This is a genomic window from Croceitalea sp. MTPC6 (genome assembly GCF_036985525.1).
Lineage (GTDB): Bacteria > Bacteroidota > Bacteroidia > Flavobacteriales > Flavobacteriaceae > Croceitalea.
In genome coordinates, this window is sequence record NZ_BTGR01000008.1 from 196,776 (window position 1) to 212,637 (window position 15,862).

The 15,862-nt window shown below is 35.9% G+C and carries 15 protein-coding genes; 6 read left to right on the forward strand and 9 right to left on the reverse strand.

The window, feature by feature from the left end; translation table 11 throughout:
- Positions 1 to 49 precede the first annotated feature (49 nt).
- Complete coding sequence (locus tag AACP56_RS14745; protein ID WP_339337388.1) at positions 50 to 1,480, forward strand: serine hydrolase domain-containing protein; 1,431 nt, start codon at positions 50 to 52, stop codon at positions 1,478 to 1,480.
- A 70-nt stretch (positions 1,481 to 1,550) separates the two neighbouring features.
- Here AACP56_RS14745 and tsf read toward each other — a convergent pair whose 3' ends face one another.
- The 4 genes from tsf to rplM all read right to left on the reverse strand — a co-directional run bounded on the left by tsf (position 1,551) and on the right by rplM (position 4,652).
- Entirely contained in the window at positions 1,551 to 2,375 is an 825-nt protein-coding gene (tsf, locus tag AACP56_RS14750) for a translation elongation factor Ts (protein ID WP_339337387.1), read from the reverse strand.
- A 67-nt stretch (positions 2,376 to 2,442) separates the two neighbouring features.
- Positions 2,443 to 3,567: a 30S ribosomal protein S2 gene (gene rpsB / locus AACP56_RS14755; protein ID WP_339337386.1), complete on the reverse strand. Its 1,125-nt coding sequence runs from the start codon at positions 3,565 to 3,567 to the stop codon at positions 2,443 to 2,445.
- Positions 3,568 to 3,810: 243 nt separating this feature from the next.
- A complete protein-coding gene (rpsI, locus tag AACP56_RS14760; RefSeq protein WP_339337385.1) occupies positions 3,811 to 4,197 on the reverse strand; it encodes a 30S ribosomal protein S9 in 387 nt (128 codons plus the stop codon).
- Positions 4,197 to 4,652: a 50S ribosomal protein L13 gene (gene rplM, locus AACP56_RS14765; RefSeq protein WP_339337384.1), complete on the reverse strand. Its 456-nt coding sequence runs from the start codon at positions 4,650 to 4,652 to the stop codon at positions 4,197 to 4,199. The genes rpsI and rplM overlap by 1 nt, the downstream gene beginning before the upstream one ends.
- Before the next feature lie 238 nt (positions 4,653 to 4,890).
- Between rplM and AACP56_RS14770 the strand changes: the two genes are divergently transcribed.
- Both AACP56_RS14770 and AACP56_RS14775 read left to right on the forward strand, forming a co-directional pair.
- Positions 4,891 to 7,554, forward strand: a complete 2,664-nt coding sequence (locus tag AACP56_RS14770; protein ID WP_445227705.1) for a DUF5916 domain-containing protein — start codon at positions 4,891 to 4,893, stop codon at positions 7,552 to 7,554.
- 74 nt (positions 7,555 to 7,628) lie between these two features.
- Positions 7,629 to 8,120, forward strand: a complete 492-nt coding sequence (locus AACP56_RS14775) for a lipocalin family protein (protein WP_339337383.1) — start codon at positions 7,629 to 7,631, stop codon at positions 8,118 to 8,120.
- 50 nt (positions 8,121 to 8,170) lie between these two features.
- Here AACP56_RS14775 and AACP56_RS14780 read toward each other — a convergent pair whose 3' ends face one another.
- The 5 genes from AACP56_RS14780 to hppD form a co-directional block, all read right to left on the reverse strand.
- Complete coding sequence (locus AACP56_RS14780; protein ID WP_339337382.1) at positions 8,171 to 9,262, reverse strand: pyridoxal phosphate-dependent aminotransferase; 1,092 nt, start codon at positions 9,260 to 9,262, stop codon at positions 8,171 to 8,173.
- Positions 9,262 to 10,137 carry a flavin reductase family protein gene (locus AACP56_RS14785; RefSeq protein ID WP_339337381.1) on the reverse strand — a complete coding sequence of 292 codons (876 nt, stop codon included), beginning with the start codon at positions 10,135 to 10,137 and terminating at the stop codon, positions 9,262 to 9,264. The genes AACP56_RS14780 and AACP56_RS14785 overlap by 1 nt, the downstream gene beginning before the upstream one ends.
- Positions 10,138 to 10,243: 106 nt before the next feature.
- Complete coding sequence (fahA, locus tag AACP56_RS14790; protein WP_339337380.1) at positions 10,244 to 11,464, reverse strand: fumarylacetoacetase; 1,221 nt, start codon at positions 11,462 to 11,464, stop codon at positions 10,244 to 10,246.
- Between the two features lie 88 nt (positions 11,465 to 11,552).
- Positions 11,553 to 12,710 carry a homogentisate 1,2-dioxygenase gene (locus AACP56_RS14795; protein ID WP_339337379.1) on the reverse strand — a complete coding sequence of 386 codons (1,158 nt, stop codon included), beginning with the start codon at positions 12,708 to 12,710 and terminating at the stop codon, positions 11,553 to 11,555.
- Positions 12,711 to 12,830: 120 nt separating this feature from the next.
- On the reverse strand, positions 12,831 to 13,964 hold the full coding sequence (hppD, locus tag AACP56_RS14800; protein ID WP_339337378.1) for a 4-hydroxyphenylpyruvate dioxygenase: 1,134 nt from the start codon (positions 13,962 to 13,964) through the stop codon (positions 12,831 to 12,833).
- A gap of 168 nt (positions 13,965 to 14,132) precedes the next feature.
- On the opposite strand from hppD, the gene AACP56_RS14805 reads away from it, so the two are divergent.
- From AACP56_RS14805 to AACP56_RS14815, 3 genes are all read left to right on the forward strand, one after another.
- Positions 14,133 to 14,576, forward strand: a complete 444-nt coding sequence (locus AACP56_RS14805) for a MarR family winged helix-turn-helix transcriptional regulator (protein WP_339337377.1) — start codon at positions 14,133 to 14,135, stop codon at positions 14,574 to 14,576.
- Between the two features lie 160 nt (positions 14,577 to 14,736).
- Positions 14,737 to 15,291 carry a hypothetical protein gene (locus tag AACP56_RS14810; RefSeq protein ID WP_339337376.1) on the forward strand — a complete coding sequence of 185 codons (555 nt, stop codon included), beginning with the start codon at positions 14,737 to 14,739 and terminating at the stop codon, positions 15,289 to 15,291.
- Between the two features lie 91 nt (positions 15,292 to 15,382).
- Complete coding sequence (locus AACP56_RS14815; RefSeq protein WP_339337375.1) at positions 15,383 to 15,544, forward strand: hypothetical protein; 162 nt, start codon at positions 15,383 to 15,385, stop codon at positions 15,542 to 15,544.
- Positions 15,545 to 15,862: the final 318 nt, after the last annotated feature.

A 15,862-nucleotide genomic window follows, 5' to 3' on the forward strand; every position in this document is an offset into this window, starting at 1 on the left:
CTGTGATAGATATATTCGAAAGTAAATAACTCACTATTATAAATAAGAGATGAAACAATTACCACTTCTACTGGCACTATTCTTTATGTCGAATTTTTGTCAAGCCCAGATTAGACCTTCTACTTTAAATGATAGGATTGACGAGTATGTTTTAAAAATTTCCAATCGATATGGTATACCTGGAGCAGCAGTTGCTATAGCAAAAGATGGGAAAACCGTACATGAAGCATATTATGGTAATGCTAATATAGAGCATGATGTGCCTGTGTCAGACAAATCTATTTTCAGGGTATACTCGTTAACTAAAACCATTGTTACAGTTGCAGTTTTTCAATTGATTGAAAAGAACAAGCTTTCATTGGAAGATAAGCTTTCGATGTATTTAGATGATATTCCAAAAACTTGGGGTACCATTCAATTAAAACACTTGTTAACGCATTCTTCAGGATTACCTGATATGGCTCCTATTATGGATTTTGAGAATCTTACTGAAGAGGAGGCAGTGGAAAAAGTGATTGATCAAGAGATTAGTTTTTTGCCAGGGGAAAAGTATGACTATAATCAAACCAATTTTTGGTTGGTTCAGCGGGTAGTTGAAAAAGTCACCAATGAAAATATTGAAGATTATATTCTTAGAAATCAATTTTGGGATGATGTAGATAATACTACCTTTCTCTCTTCTGATTCTAGAGACATTGTCAAGAATAGGGTAACACCATATTTTCCTTTTAGAAACGGAAAATTGATTATTGATAATAGTTATTTGCAAGGAAGCTATATGCTATCAGCAAACGGACTTAACCTTACCCTTAAAGATTATGTTGAATGGAACAAAAAATTTGAAGAGAACAAGTTTTTGTCTGAAAAAACAAAAAATAAAATGTTTGAATTTTTCGATTATGGGAACGATAATAAAGAATTTGTTTTTGGTTGGGACGTGCATAATCTTAACGGCCATTTTTCGTATGGATTCTCAGGTTCACTGGTAACGGCATATCGTATCTTTCCTAAAGACAATATCAGTATTATTTTTTTATCAAATGGATTGGAAAGTTATTACAACATAGAAAATACCATTAACCATTTGGCAAGTCTGGTCAATGATGATATTTATGATGGGAATAATTTTGTCTTTGAGGGGTTATTGGATAAAGCAAGTAATGAAAGTTTTGAGAAATTGTTTAGTTATTATAATACTCTTAAGAATAATAAGAAATACAAACAAGTAGATTTTGAGAACTGCTTAAATAGCATTGGATATATGTTATTTCGATTAGGTAATCAGAATACAGCCCTAAAAGTGTTTGAGTTGAATACAAGGGAGTATCCAAAATCTTGGAATGTGTGGGATAGCCTTGCAGAAGGCAATGAATATCTGGGAAATAAAACCATTGCTATACTTAATTATGAAAAGTCATTGGCATTAAACCCAGATAATAAGCATGCGATTGAAAGGCTTAAGGTGTTAAGAACTAAGTAAAAAAGGTTTCCAAATAAAAAAAGCCCTGATTATAAATCAGGGCTTTTTGAATAAGTAACAGATTTATTTCTTATCCTAAAGCTACCCTAGAGAAACCAGTTACTTCTAAACTAGAATCAACGGATTTTACATATTGGGCAACACTTTGTTTACTATCTTTAATAAAAGCTTGGTTTACCAAAGTATTGTCTTTAAAGAAGCGTTTTATCTTTCCTTTTGCAATATTGTCCAACATTGCCTCTGGCTTACCTTCTTGTCTTAATTGATCTTTTGCAATCTCTATTTCCTTATCAATAACAGATTGGTCTACACCATCTTCATTTAAAGCAACAGGATTCATTGCCGCAGCTTGCATGGCAACATCCTTAGCTGCTTCAGCAGCACCATTTACAGCAGCTGAAAGACCAACTAAAGTTGCAATCTTATTACCTGCGTGGATATATGAGCCCACAAAAGGAGCATTTAATTTTTCGAAACTTCCAATTTCGATTTTTTCACCGATTACCCCAGTTTGTTCAGTTAATTTTTCAGCAACGGTCATGCCATTGAAAGAAGCTTCCATAAAAGCATCTTTGTTGTCAAAACCTAATGCTAGGTCTGCTAAATCATTAGCTAATGTTATAAAAGTTTCATTTTTAGCTACAAAATCTGTTTCGCAGTTTAAAGAAATAATGACACCATTGCTATTGTCAGCGTCTACTTTTGCAATTGCTGCACCTTCAGAAGAATCTCTATCTGCTCTTTTCGCAGCAACTTTTTGGCCCTTCTTACGAAGAATCTCAATTGCTTTATCAAAATCACCTTCAGCTTCAACTAATGCATTTTTACAATCCATCATTCCAGCTCCGGTAGTTTTTCTTAACTTATTTACTTCAGCGGCTGTAATCTTTGCCATTTGTGTACTTTTTTTTAAAATTATATATGTTAAAACACTTTAATCGTGTTTTGTTTTTGTCAATGTTTTACTCTTCAGAGTCTTCAACACCACCTTTGGTGTTGTCTTGCCATTCTTTTAGCTCGTCCCATTTGCCATCTGCTGCCATTTTAGCTTGTTTAGGCCATGAGGTTGGCTCTAAGTGCGCTAATCTTGGACTAGCATCAGTAAGGGTGGCTTTTATAGCTTCTGGTTTTGCTTTGGCTAAATCAGCATAAGTAGCAATTCCAGCAGCAACTAATGCTTCGGCAGCTTTTGGACCTATACCTTCCACTTTAGTCAAATCATCAGCTTTTTTCGCAGCTTTCTTCTTTGGTTTTTCCTTAGTTTCAGCAGCCTTCTCTTTCTTAGGAGTAGCTTCTACTTTTTCTTTAACTGGAGCAGCTTTTTTCTCAACTGCTTTCTCCGCTTTTGGTTCTTTAGCCTTTGTTTCTTCTTTTCCTTCTTTTTCACCTTGCTTGTCAGCTTTTCTTTCTGCAAGACCTTCAGCGACAGCCTCTGTTACAGAACCCATAACAACTTCTATGGATTTACCCGCATCATCATTGGCAGGGATAATAAAGTCAATAGGTCTTGGGTCGGAGTTGGTGTCTACCATTGCAAAAATTGGAATATTCAATTTTTGAGCTTCTTTAACAGCAATATGCTCACGCATGGTATCAACAATAAAAATTGCACCCGGTAAACGTGTCATTTCAGAAATAGAACCTAAGTTCTTCTCTAATTTTGCCCTTAAGCGATCTACCTGTAAACGCTCTTTCTTAGAAAGTGTGTTAAAAGTTCCATCTTTCTTCATTCTATCAATAGAAGCCATTTTTTTAACGGCTTTTCTAATAGTAACAAAGTTGGTCAACATACCACCAGGCCATCTTTCCGTGATGTACGGCATGTTTACATTGGATACTTTTTCAGCAACAATGTCTTTTGCTTGTTTTTTGGTAGCTACAAAAAGGATTTTTCTTCCTGATGCAGCAATTTTCTTTAAAGCCTCGTTGGCTTCTTCTAATTTTGCTGCTGTTTTGTAAAGATTGATAACGTGAATACCGTTACGCTCCATGTAGATGTAAGGAGCCATGTTGGGATTCCACTTTCTTGTAAGGTGTCCAAAATGTACACCTGCTTCTAATAATTGTTTTACTTCGACTTTCGCCATTTTAAAATTTAGTTTACGTTCTTTTGAATTAGCAATGGTAAAGTGGTATCCAAAACTAAGTTGTGGAAGCCTTCACCATTTAGATGCTAAACTAATTTACCCAAGGCTTTTTATAAGCCACCAACAGGGTTGGCTGTATGGGATTTTTTAATTGTCTTCACCAGTTGACGAAGACTTTCAATGAACTTTGTTAGAAAAAATATAATATAGATATCCCTGAAAAGAATGCCCAGTAAATTTTGATTAACGTTTAGAGAACTGGAACTTCTTACGTGCCTTCTTCTGACCGAATTTTTTACGCTCCACCATTCTTGGGTCTCTAGTCAATAGACCTTCTGGTTTTAGGATGCTTCTGTTCTCCGCATCAATTTCGCACATTGCTCTAGATAATGCTAAACGAACTGCTTCTGCTTGACCAGTGATTCCACCTCCATATACATTTACTTTAACATCGTAGTTTCCGTCAGTCTCAGTAAGTGTAAAAGGCTGTTTTACTTTATATTGTAATGTAGCTGTTGAAAAATACTCTTCCAACTTTCTTTTATTAACGGTAATATTTCCTTTTCCTTCGGAAACATATACACGAGCTACAGCTGTTTTTCTTCTTCCTATTTTATGAATAACCTCCATTATTTGTAGTCGTTTAAGTTAATCGCTTTAGGTTTTTGAGCTTCTTGTCCATGCTCAGCTCCAGCATATACTTTTAAATTTCTGAACAAGTCAGCACCCAATTTATTTTTAGGAAGCATTCCTTTTACAGACTTTTCTATAATTCGTTCAGGATGTTTCTCCAATAGCTGAGAAGCACTGGTAGAACGTTGACCACCTGGGTAGCCAGTATATCTAGAGTAGGTTTTGTCCTCCCACTTATTGCCGCTCATTTGAACTTTTTCTGCATTGATGACAACTACACTGTCGCCACAATCTACATGGGGAGTATAATTTGTTTTATATTTTCCCCTTAGTATTTTGGCAACTTTAGAAGCCAACCTACCTAACGTTTGTCCTTCAGCATCAACCAATACCCATTGCTTGTCAACAGTAGCTTTATTGGCAGAAATAGTTTTGTAACTTAATGTATCCACTTCTCTAAAAAGTATTAAATTTTGTAATCGTTCCCAAATAACGGGGTGCAAATGTACAATTATTAGATTGAATTGCAAATGGTTGAGAAAGAATATTTTTTAATTTTTTTGACCCTAAAATTCAATACATAATATAGCAAATTACGATGTATGTTAAAAAAATCTTAAAACTCAATTTTACTGTAACTCTTATGGTTTACGCGAGTCTTTAATGCACATCAATCAAAAAACGAACGTCTTGAGAAATCCAACCTTTCTTTTTGCTTTCTTTCTTCTCACAATTATTTTAAATGCCCAGGAAACTGAACAAACGCAAGATACCACTGAAGTAGTACCTAAAAAAATTTATGTTACTGATCATGTAGGTTCAGAACCATCACCTGCTATAGATGGTTTATTAAATGATGAAGTATGGAACAAAGTGGAATGGACTGGAGACTATATTGAAAATCAACCTGACGAAAACACACCGCCCAGTTACCAGACTAAATTTAAGATTGTCTATGACGATAAGAACCTATATATAGGAGTGCGCTGCTATGATGCCGAACCAGATAAGATAATTAAGAGATTGTCTAGAAGAGATGGTTTTGAAGGGGATTGGGTAGAGTTTAACATTGATAGTTACCATGATAAACGTACCGCATTTTCATTTACCGTTACAGCTGCGGGTGTAAAAGGGGATGAATTTATTTCTAACAATGGTAACAATTGGGATGGTAGTTGGAATCCTATTTGGTATACTAAAACCAACATTGATGATGAAGGATGGACGGCTGAGTTACGTATTCCATTGAGTCAATTAAAGTTTGGAAGTTCAGAAAACCAGGTTTGGGGCTTGCAGTCTACAAGAAGATTTTTTAGAGCTGAAGAAAGATCTTTATGGCAACGAAAGCCAATTGATCAACCAGGATGGGTAAGCGAGTTTGGCGAATTACATGGGCTTAAGAATATAGAACCGCAGAAACAACTAGAAATTCAACCATACACCGTTGCAAGTGGTGAAACTTATGAGGCTGAAGAAGGGAATCCATTTAGGGATGGTAATGAAACAAATTTAGCAGTTGGTTTAGATGCCAAAATTGGTATTACCAATGATTTGACCTTAGACCTTACCGTAAATCCAGATTTTGGTCAAGTTGAAGCAGACCCCTCTGCAATTGCGTTAGATGGGTTTCAGATTTTCTTCCGGGAACAACGTCCATTTTTTGTGGAAAACAAGAATATTTTTGATTTTAATGTTTCAAGATCTGAAGCTGGTAACACTTTTGGGTCCGATAATGTTTTTTACTCAAGAAGAATTGGTAGAAGTCCGCAAGGTTTCCCTGATACTAATGATGGAGAGTTTGTTGATATTCCGGATAATACTCAGATTATTGGTGCTGCTAAGTTCAGTGGAAAGACAAAAGATGGTTGGGCTATTGGAGTTTTGGAAAGTGTGACGGCAAAAAAATATGCAACAATAGACAATAATGGAGAAAGAAGAAGAGAGGTGGTTGAGCCATTGACCAATTATTTTGTTGGCCGAGCTCAAAAAGACTTTAATGACCGTAACTCATATATAGGAGGTGTATTTACTGCAACAAATAGGGATGATCTTACCGAAGGTTTAAATTTTCTTCATAAATCAGCATATACAGGTGGATTAGATTTTAAACATCAGTGGAACAATAGGGACTGGTATTTTGGAGGTAATGTAATTCTAAGTCATGTTCAGGGTAGTGAAGAGGCCATACAAAATACGCAACAATCCATAACTAGATTATTTCAAAGAGTTGACGCAGAACATGTTGAAGTTGATGAGGATAAAACATCACTAACAGGCTCTGGAGGAAATGTTCAAATTGGAAAAATAGGTAATGGGCACTGGCGTTTTGAGAGTGGGGGAACTTGGCGCTCTCCAGAATTGGAACTAAACGATATAGGCTTTCAACGGCAAGCGGATGATATTCGTCATTATACATGGATAGGATACCAGACTTTAAAACCGGACAGTACTTTTAGAAGGGTCGGGATTAATTATAACCATTGGAGTGCATGGGATTTTGCTGGTAATCATAACGAACTTCGATTTAATACTAATTCATGGCAAAATTGGGCAAACAATTGGTTTTCTAATGTTGGGTTTAATTATGCCCCTGTTAGATATTCAAATTTTGCTTTACGCGGTGGACCAAGATTGCGTTTAACTCCAGAAGTTACTTTTTGGAATGGTATTGGAACCGATGGTCGTAAAAAATTGAGATTTAATCTTTTTCACAATGGACGTAAAGCATTGGATAATTCAATTCGTAGATATTATGTTGAATTTGGATTTAGATACCAACCTATTGATGCACTAAGAATTTCAGTGTTTCCAGAATATAGTATAAATAATGATAAGCTTCAATACATTAATAATATTGATACGGATGATGGTGTTCGCTATTTGAACGGACAAATCGAACAACGGACTTTAAGCATGTCAGTCCGATTGAATTTTAACATCAATCCTAACCTAACAGTACAATATTGGGGACAACCTTTTATTTCAAGAGGACGCTATTCAAACTTCAAACATGTTACCAATGCCACGGCAAAGAACTTTGAAGACCGTTTTTTACAGTATGATACCAATCAAATTTCATTTGCAGATGATTCTTATAGTGTAGATGAAAATTTGGATGGCGTAACAGACTTTAGTTTTGGAAACCCTGACTTTTCTTTTGTACAGTTTCGTTCAAATTTGGTGGTTCGTTGGGAGTATATTCCAGGTTCTGAAATCTTTTTGGTATGGTCGCAAGACGTATCACAATCAGGTAACCCAGGTGAAGGACTCCTTACTAGTTTGAACGATAATATTTTTGGACAAAAACCGCAAAATATCTTTCTTTTAAAGGCTACATACAGATTCATATTGTAATTAGCAATTTAGCTACAGCACACTATTGTTTGCTTTTTTTCGTTTCTTAACCGTAAGAATTAAAAAAATTAAACATGAAAAAAGGTATAACAGCAATTATAGCACTTTTGTTTTTAGCTAGTTGTTCAACAGATAATGAAAATGATGGTATGCTTGAGGCTTCGGCATTGGTAGGGACTTGGAACATGACTGATGTTCGTTTTGAAGAAGACCCAAATGATACCTCATTAAATTTGGCTGATGAAATTGTCGACCAGTTGGTTGAAGAAAGCTGTTTTTTGGTAAGCTTTACATTTAATGCAGATGGTACTGCTACTGCAGACAATAAGGTTAATTATATTGAAGTAAATGCTGGTCCTACTGGTTTAGATGTTCCATGTCCTAATCAGAGTGATGTTGAAACTACGACTTGGTCTTTAGTTGGGAATCAATTAACTTTTATCAATGAGGACCTTGAAGAAGAAACCATTACCGTTCAACTAGAAGGTAATACACTTATTTTGGCCGGTGATGATATAAATGCTGAAAATTATACGGGAACTGAAGTAGTCTTTACAAGACAATAACCTGTAGTTAAACAAAATAGTTTTTAAGCTCGTTGGTTTTTCAACGAGCTTTATTTTTTCAGTGCTTTAATTAGAGCTTCATTTGCTTCTTGAGTACCGATAGTAATTCTAACTTTTCCAGGAGCACCAAATTGAGAAACTGGTCTTACCATAATTCCTTGCTCCATAAGCATATCGGTAAATTCAAACTCTGGTAATGGAGGGTCAATGATAAAGAAATTACCCTGCGAAGGCCAGTATCTTATTCCGAGCGAAGCGAAGGCATTAGCCAAATATTTTCTGCCTTCCAATACAGTTTTAACAGTTTCAGCAATAAAATCAGTGTCATTTAATGCGCCTATTGCAGCTTCGATGGAAGTTATTGGGAGCAAAAAAGGTTTATGAATTTGGCGAATATAATTTGCAACAATGGCAGTAGTGTAGCAATACCCAATTCGTTGACCAGCAAGACCATAGGTTTTGGAAAAGCTATTTATGGCAATTACATTATGGCCATCTTTCACATATGGAAGCCCTGAAATATAGTCTTCGGCATCTGCAAAATGCCGATATACCTCATCAAAAACAATAACAATATTCTTAGGGATTCGATTAAAGAAATCGTCTAAGATTGATTTTGGGATATAAGTTCCAGTAGGGTTATTAGGACTGGTTAAAAAAATGATTTTAGTTTTTTCGGTAATTGCATTTAAAATCCCTTCAATATCTAAATCATAACTTGGATATAACAAGGGGATATCAACCTGTTTTGCGCCATACCATCTGGAAAAAACGGCATAAGGTAAAAAGCATGGATTGGAATAAATTACTTCATCACCTTCATTGATAAAAGCCCTTAGCAGCATGTCAATGATTTCAGAACCGCTATTTCCGCAAATAAATTGATTCACATCTAATTGACCATCAAAATCTTTTACTAATGCTTCACGCAAGCGAATATCGGTTTGGTCGGGATACACATCAATGTGTGTTGCAGCTTTTAATAAAGCTTCTGTTGCTTTTGGGGATTGCCCTAAAGGATTTTCATTAGAGGAGAGTTTGTAGATTTTTTTACCACTAGATACAGGAGGGTTTTTACCTCCTTGGTAAACTTCTTTTGGCTTTAAATACGATTTAAATATCGATTCAATAGTTTTACTCATCAATCAAGTTTTTCTGCGTGGATAAGGATAGCTAAAGCTTTTTTGGTATCACCTGCTTCTAAAACCTCTTTTGCCAATAGGTGCAATTCTTTACGGTTATTTGTGGATTGAACCGCTTGTATTTTGGTAACATCCTTAATTTCTATCTGACTAGGGAGTTCTTCTACATTGCCTAAACGCCCTAAATTATTTCCAGTTAAAACAGGACTATTGCGAATACTTTTTGGAAGAGCATCCACTCCGATACCTTTTGTTCTAATAGGCTTTGGAATCTCAAACAAGGAATCTCTACTAGAACGTGTATACCAACTTCCCCCCATACGGCCGACTAAATCCAATTTTTGGGTATCTAACTGACCATCTGTGAGGTAAGCTTCATTAATATGGATAAGTTCCACTTTAGCGAGAATTAAATTACCCGCTCCTGGAGTATCAGCTAGTTCAATTACTTCTGTCACAGAACATTCAAAAGCAACTGGGGCTTCGCCTACTCTTGGTGGTTTTACTTTTTCACTAGGTACTTGGGTAAGTCCTGCTTTTGTAAATTCATTTACCCCTTTATCATATGCCGTACTGGACAAAGACATTTGCTCAACAATAGGGTAGTTCACAATATTAATGACAACCTCGGCAACTTCTTTTACATTTTGATGAGAATGTTTTAATGAATTATCACGACCACTTCTGGCAGGTGAAAAAATCATTATTGGAGGATTAGAGCTAAATACATTGAAGAAGCTAAAGGGACTCAAATTCACGTTCCCAGCGGCATCAATGGTACTTGCAAAACAAATGGGGCGGGGAGCTACAGCTGATAACAAATAAGCATGGAGTTCTGGTTGGGCTATTGAGTTAGGGTCAATGGTTTTTGTCATAATAGTAGAAAGTCGCTATGTCACTTCGAACGAATGTGAGAAATCTCAAACTTCAATTACTCAGATTTCTCAATCTCTTCGCTCATTTCGAAATGACTATTTAATTTTATTTAGCTGGTAAAATCTTAGCTGAAACTTCACCAAAACCAACTCTTTTTCCATCTTTTTCAGCAAATCCTCTCATGGTGACGGTATCACCGTCATTAATGAACTTGCGCTCACTACCATCTTTCATTTGTAACGGTTTTGTACCCATCCAAGCTAATTCCAGCATGGAACCATAAGAGTTTTCATCTTTTCCAGAAATTGTGCCAGAACCATAAAGATCTCCAATATTAATATTACATCCATTTACGGTATGATGCGCTAATTGCTGAGCCATATTCCAATACATATACTTAAAGTTGGAATGGCAAACAGTTTGTTCTTCACTCCCCTCTGGAGTGATGGCTACTTCTAAATTAATATCATAGTTTTTATCACCTTCGTACTCTAAATATGGAAGTACTTCAGGTTCTTGCTTAGGACCAGAAACTGTAAAAGGTGCTAATGCATCTAAAGTAACTATCCATGGAGAAATATGGGAGGCAAAGTTTTTTGCCAAGAAAGGACCTAAAGGAACGTATTCCCATTTTTGTATATCGCGGGCAGACCAGTCATTAAGTAAAACTAGGCCAAAAATATAATCATCAGCTTCAGTAGTAGAAATGGAATCCCCAAGATTTGTATTCTTCCCGGTAATAAAGCCCATTTCCAATTCAAAATCCACACGTTGCGATGGTCCAAAAATTGGTTGCTTTGAGTCATTGGGAATAGTTTGTCCTTTTGGTCTGTGAACAGCTTCACCGCTAACCACTATGGAACTAGCTCGGCCATGATACCCTACTGGGATATGTTTCCAGTTTGGTAAAAGCGCATTTTCTGGGTCACGGAACATTTTACCTACATTGGTGGCGTGTTCTATACTTGAGTAGAAATCTGTATAATCACCTACATAGACCGGCATATGCATTTGTGCATCTAATTGCTTGACAAAAAGTTCCGGCTTTCCTGCTAGTATAGAGTTGTCATCTTGTAACCAGATTTGAATATCTCTTCTAACCTTTTTAGTGATTAGTTTCCCAAGAGAAATAAAATCATTGAGTGTTTCCTTTTCAAATACAGCGGTATTAAACTCAAAAACGTCAAGTTCTGCTACAGCAGTTAAATCTAGAATATGTTCTCCAATAGCTATTCCAGCTCTAGGGCTTCGGTCTTTTGTTGAAAAAATCCCAAAAGGGATATTATGGATTGAAAAGTCTGAGTTTTCGGGTATATTTATAATCATATTTTATTTAGATGTGAGTATTAAGGTTTTAGATATAAGAGTGTGCTATATTCTCACTTCTCAAATCTATCATCTCTAGTCTATTTTTTTATTCTATCCAAGATTTGTAATACTTGCCATCATCAATTTTCATGGCATTTTCTGTTAATTGCAATGGTTTAAAAGTATCGATCATAACAGCTAGCTCTTCCGTTTCTTTTTTACCAATGCTTGCTTCGTAAGTTCCTGGGTGTGGTCCATGTGGGATACCTGCCGGGTGTAACGAAATATAACCGGGACCAATACCGGTTCTGCTCATAAAGTCTCCATCAACATAATATAGCATTTCATCAGAATCTATATTGCTATGGTTATATGGAGCAGGGATTGACTTTGGATGGTAATCGTACAACCGTGGGCAAAACGAACAAATCACGAAAGCACTGGTCTCAAAAGTTTGATGTACTGGGGGCGGTTGATGTACACGGCCCGTAATAGGTTCAAAATTGTGAATGGAGAACCCATAAGGATAATTATAGCCATCCCAGCCTACAACATCAAAAGGATGCGTTGCATAGACCAAGCTATGTAGCATTCCTTGCTTTTTAATTTTCATTACAAACTCACCCTTTTCATCATGCGCTTGTAAATTTTCGGGCAGTTTATAATCCCGTTCACAAAAAGGGGAATGCTCTAATAGTTGTCCAAACCAATTACGGTATCTCTTAGGCGTATAGATTGGATGAAAAGACTCAGCATATAAAATACGATTATCTTCAGTGTCAAATTCAATTTGATAAATCATTCCACGAGGAATAATCAGATAATCTCCATACTCAAAAGGAATATCACCTAAAAAGGTTTTTAAGGTTCCAGTTCCTTTGTGAATAAACAGCATCTCATCGGCATCTGAATTCTTATAGAAATAGGAGGTCAGGGATTTCTTTGGAGCCGCCAATCCAATGTGGACATCGTTATTAACCAGCATGGGTTCACGAGATTCTAGAAAATCGTCTTTTGGTTTAACATCAAAACCAATTAGTTTTCTAGATTTAACATGTTTTGCCTCTGCAATTTTTGGACTTACATCAATTGCCTTACCAACTTCTTTTACTTGAGTTGGACGATGGACGTGATATAGCAAGGACGACATACCGTCAAAGCCAATGGTTCCAAAAAGTTGTTCATAATACAAACCACCATCGGGTTTAGTGAATTGTGTATGTCGCTTCTGCGGAAACTGTCCGAGTTTATGATATATAGGCATCTTTTTAGTTTAAATGTTTATAGTTTATGCGTTTACAGCTTTTTAATTGAGACCGTACTTTGTGGGTTTAAAAAACAGTCACAACAAATAAACCTATAAACTCCAAACTTATAAACTTGATTAATGCAAAGTTCCTCTTAACTGCTGCTCGAGCTCAATGGCTTCAAATAGTGCTTTAAAGTTACCTTTTCCAAACGATTGTGCGCCTTTTCTTTGAATAATTTCGAAGAACATTGTTGGTCTTGGTTCTATGGGACGGGTAAAAATTTGTAACAAGTACCCTTCATCATCACGGTCTACCAAAATTCCTAGTTCTTTCAGCGGAGCTATATCTTCATCAATTTTACCTACACGGTCTGTAACAGCATCGTAGTATGTATCAGGAATGGTCAAGAACTCAATACCGCGACTTCTTAAATCACGAACTGTTTTTATGATATCATCTGTGGCAACCGCAATATGCTGAACACCTTCACCCTCATAGAAATCCAAATACTCTTCTACCTGTGATTTTTTAGCACCTTCAGCTGGTTCGTTGATAGGGAATTTTATTCTTCCATTACCATTGCTCATTACCTTACTCATTAAAGCGGTATACTCCGTAGAAATATCATTATCATCAAAAGAAAGAATATTAACAAACCCCATCACTTTTTCGTAGAACTCTACCCAATGGTTCATACGGTCCCAGCCAACATTACCTACCATATGGTCAACATATTTAAGTCCTGTTGGAGCTGGATTGTAATCGGGAGTTTCCCAAGCAGTATAGCCAGGTAAAAAAGTTCCATTGTAATCCTTACGTTCCACAAAAATATGGACTGTTTCCCCATAGGTATAAATACCAGCGCGTACTACTTTTCCATCTTCATCTTCTTCGGTAATAGGTTCCATATAAGATTTAGCACCATTCTTTATTGCGGTATTATAAGCGTAGGTAGCATCATCTACCCAAAGGGCAACTACTTTTACACCATCTCCATGTGTATCTATATGTTTTCCAATTTCAGTACCACTTTTTAGTGGAGAAGTTAATACCAAACGTATTTTATCCTGAACAACCACGTAGCTTTCACGGTCTTTGAGTCCGGTTTGTAATCCTGCGTAGGCATAAGATTGAAAGCCAAAAGCTGTTTTATAAAAATGCGCAGCTTGCTTAGAGTTACCTACATAAAGCTCAATATAATCAGTGCCATTTATGGGCATGAAGTCTTTTGCGTCCTCGTGTATTTTGGGTATAGATGTAGTTTCCATGCGATATATTTTAGTGATGATTTAAAATTATTGTTGTTAATGCAACAAAAATAAGTATTTTTGGAATATGAAAACGTTTTCGATACAATTTTTAACTAAATGTCACACTGAGCTTGTCGGAGTGTGACATTTAGTTAAAATGCTTCGACGAGCTCAGCATGACAACCTATGCTACATCAAATAGATGAAATTTCAGGAATTGGATTGCACTTAGACTTAGTTTTAAGAAAAGTGCAGGATGCCTATTTGCGAAAGTTCCAAGAACTGGAGTTGGACTTAACCATAGAACAATGGGTTATTCTGTATCGTATTTTTCAATTAGGGGAAGAGGCTTCCCAGTCTGATATTGTAAAATCCAATTTTAGGAATAGGGCGACAACCTCTAGAGTAATAGGGAAGTTAGAAAATAAAAGCTGGATTACTAAAACACGTTTTGAGGGAGATTTAAAACGATTTAAGTTAGAACTTACAGCTAAAGGGATGGAAATCATTGCTATGATTGAACCAGACGCTAACCAACTGCGAAAACGAGCAATAGAAGGTTTGGATGTTTTAGAATTTGAAACTTTTCTTAAGGTTTTGGACCAAATAGGAGATAATTACTCTGAATAATCATTCATCAAGATAATCTAGAATAAATATTTAATATTATCTTAATATGTTCTAAATATACCTTAATAAGGTTAATATAGAACATATATTTGTGAAATTTGATGTATTCTTTCTTAGGTTGTCTTCGCACCTTTGTATTGTATAATTAAATACAGATAATATGAAGAAGACAACATTCTACCCAACAATATGGCAAGCAATGGCTCACCCTTATTCGGTGTTGAATACTGTGGATGGTGATGGGAAACCAGTAAAAGAATTGATATTGCATGCTGAAATTGTAAAGGAACTAAAGATTTCAGAAATGCAGTTAAATATTGAAAAGCTAACAATCTTTAATGATAAAGAACAAGAAGAGTTGATTCACATACCAAGGAAAAAAACAATTCTTCCGGCCAAAGGTATGGCTGAAGGCTATTTTCTTAAATCTAAAGGTTTTTTCAAACTAAAGCCAGGTAATTACAAGACACTACGTTTTTATTTGAATGCGAAGCAAAATATGTTTACTTATTGTGACGGTGTAGAAGAAACTTTGGATGGTTTTAAATATTTAGATTTTAAGATTGAAAACCAGTTACAGCTCTCAGGAGGAGAATCGCCAGAAGTAAAACTTTGGTTCGATTTTGCACCGTATAAGTTTAGTAGGCATTTTAAATTCATAACTAACCTGTTCAATTTTAAAAATAGAAATCAACAGAAGCCTGCTTTTGGTTGAAATACCATAAAAATTGGAAAAAGCTGTGGTTATAAGGAATGTATACCAATAGAAATTTGCAGGTAATTAACAACTATTAAGTTAAATGTATATGAAAAAGTTAAAGCATTATTCAAGCGTTTGGCAAGCAGCTCCATTTTCCATGGAAATGTTTGCACATTTTGAGCAAGAAGCACGATTGAGAAATAAAGAGGCTCAAATAGAGCGTAAAACAGTAAAAAAAGAAAGGAAACCAAAATTTAAACTGGCTTAAAGCTGGTAGGTAAAAACGACTAAAGAATAGTTAAAAAGGCATCATAATAGATGCCTTTTTTGGTGATAAATTCTCCTCTTACTAACTATTCGTTGGCATATAAAAAAGAGGCCTTTCTAGCAAAAAAATGCTGAAAGGCCTCAATAACTAACTCAAATAATGAGTTTTTTAATTTTGGTCTGCAGGCGTTAAATTAGGATTGGCATCGATCTCCGCCTGTGGGATTTTGAATATCCAGTCGTTGTTGACCGATGGCCTGTCCTGTTGGAAGGCCTCTTGGTAGAGTATTTCCGAAGCACCGGAACCACCATCAGCAGC

Coding starts and splice junctions, on each gene's coding strand:
- AACP56_RS14745 (WP_339337388.1), top strand. CDS start 50: ATGAAACAATTACCACTTCTACTGGCACTATTCTTTATGTCGAATTTT.
- tsf (WP_339337387.1), bottom strand. CDS start 2,375: ATGGCAAAGATTACAGCCGCTGAAGTAAATAAGTTAAGAAAAACTACC.
- rpsB (WP_339337386.1), bottom strand. CDS start 3,567: ATGGCGAAAGTCGAAGTAAAACAATTATTAGAAGCAGGTGTACATTTT.
- rpsI (WP_339337385.1), bottom strand. CDS start 4,197: ATGGAGGTTATTCATAAAATAGGAAGAAGAAAAACAGCTGTAGCTCGT.
- AACP56_RS14775 (WP_339337383.1), top strand. CDS start 7,629: ATGAAAAAAGGTATAACAGCAATTATAGCACTTTTGTTTTTAGCTAGT.
- AACP56_RS14780 (WP_339337382.1), bottom strand. CDS start 9,262: ATGAGTAAAACTATTGAATCGATATTTAAATCGTATTTAAAGCCAAAA.
- AACP56_RS14785 (WP_339337381.1), bottom strand. CDS start 10,137: ATGACAAAAACCATTGACCCTAACTCAATAGCCCAACCAGAACTCCAT.
- fahA (WP_339337380.1), bottom strand. CDS start 11,464: ATGATTATAAATATACCCGAAAACTCAGACTTTTCAATCCATAATATC.
- AACP56_RS14795 (WP_339337379.1), bottom strand. CDS start 12,710: ATGCCTATATATCATAAACTCGGACAGTTTCCGCAGAAGCGACATACA.
- hppD (WP_339337378.1), bottom strand. CDS start 13,964: ATGGAAACTACATCTATACCCAAAATACACGAGGACGCAAAAGACTTC.
- AACP56_RS14805 (WP_339337377.1), top strand. CDS start 14,133: ATGCTACATCAAATAGATGAAATTTCAGGAATTGGATTGCACTTAGAC.
- AACP56_RS14810 (WP_339337376.1), top strand. CDS start 14,737: ATGAAGAAGACAACATTCTACCCAACAATATGGCAAGCAATGGCTCAC.
- AACP56_RS14815 (WP_339337375.1), top strand. CDS start 15,383: ATGAAAAAGTTAAAGCATTATTCAAGCGTTTGGCAAGCAGCTCCATTT.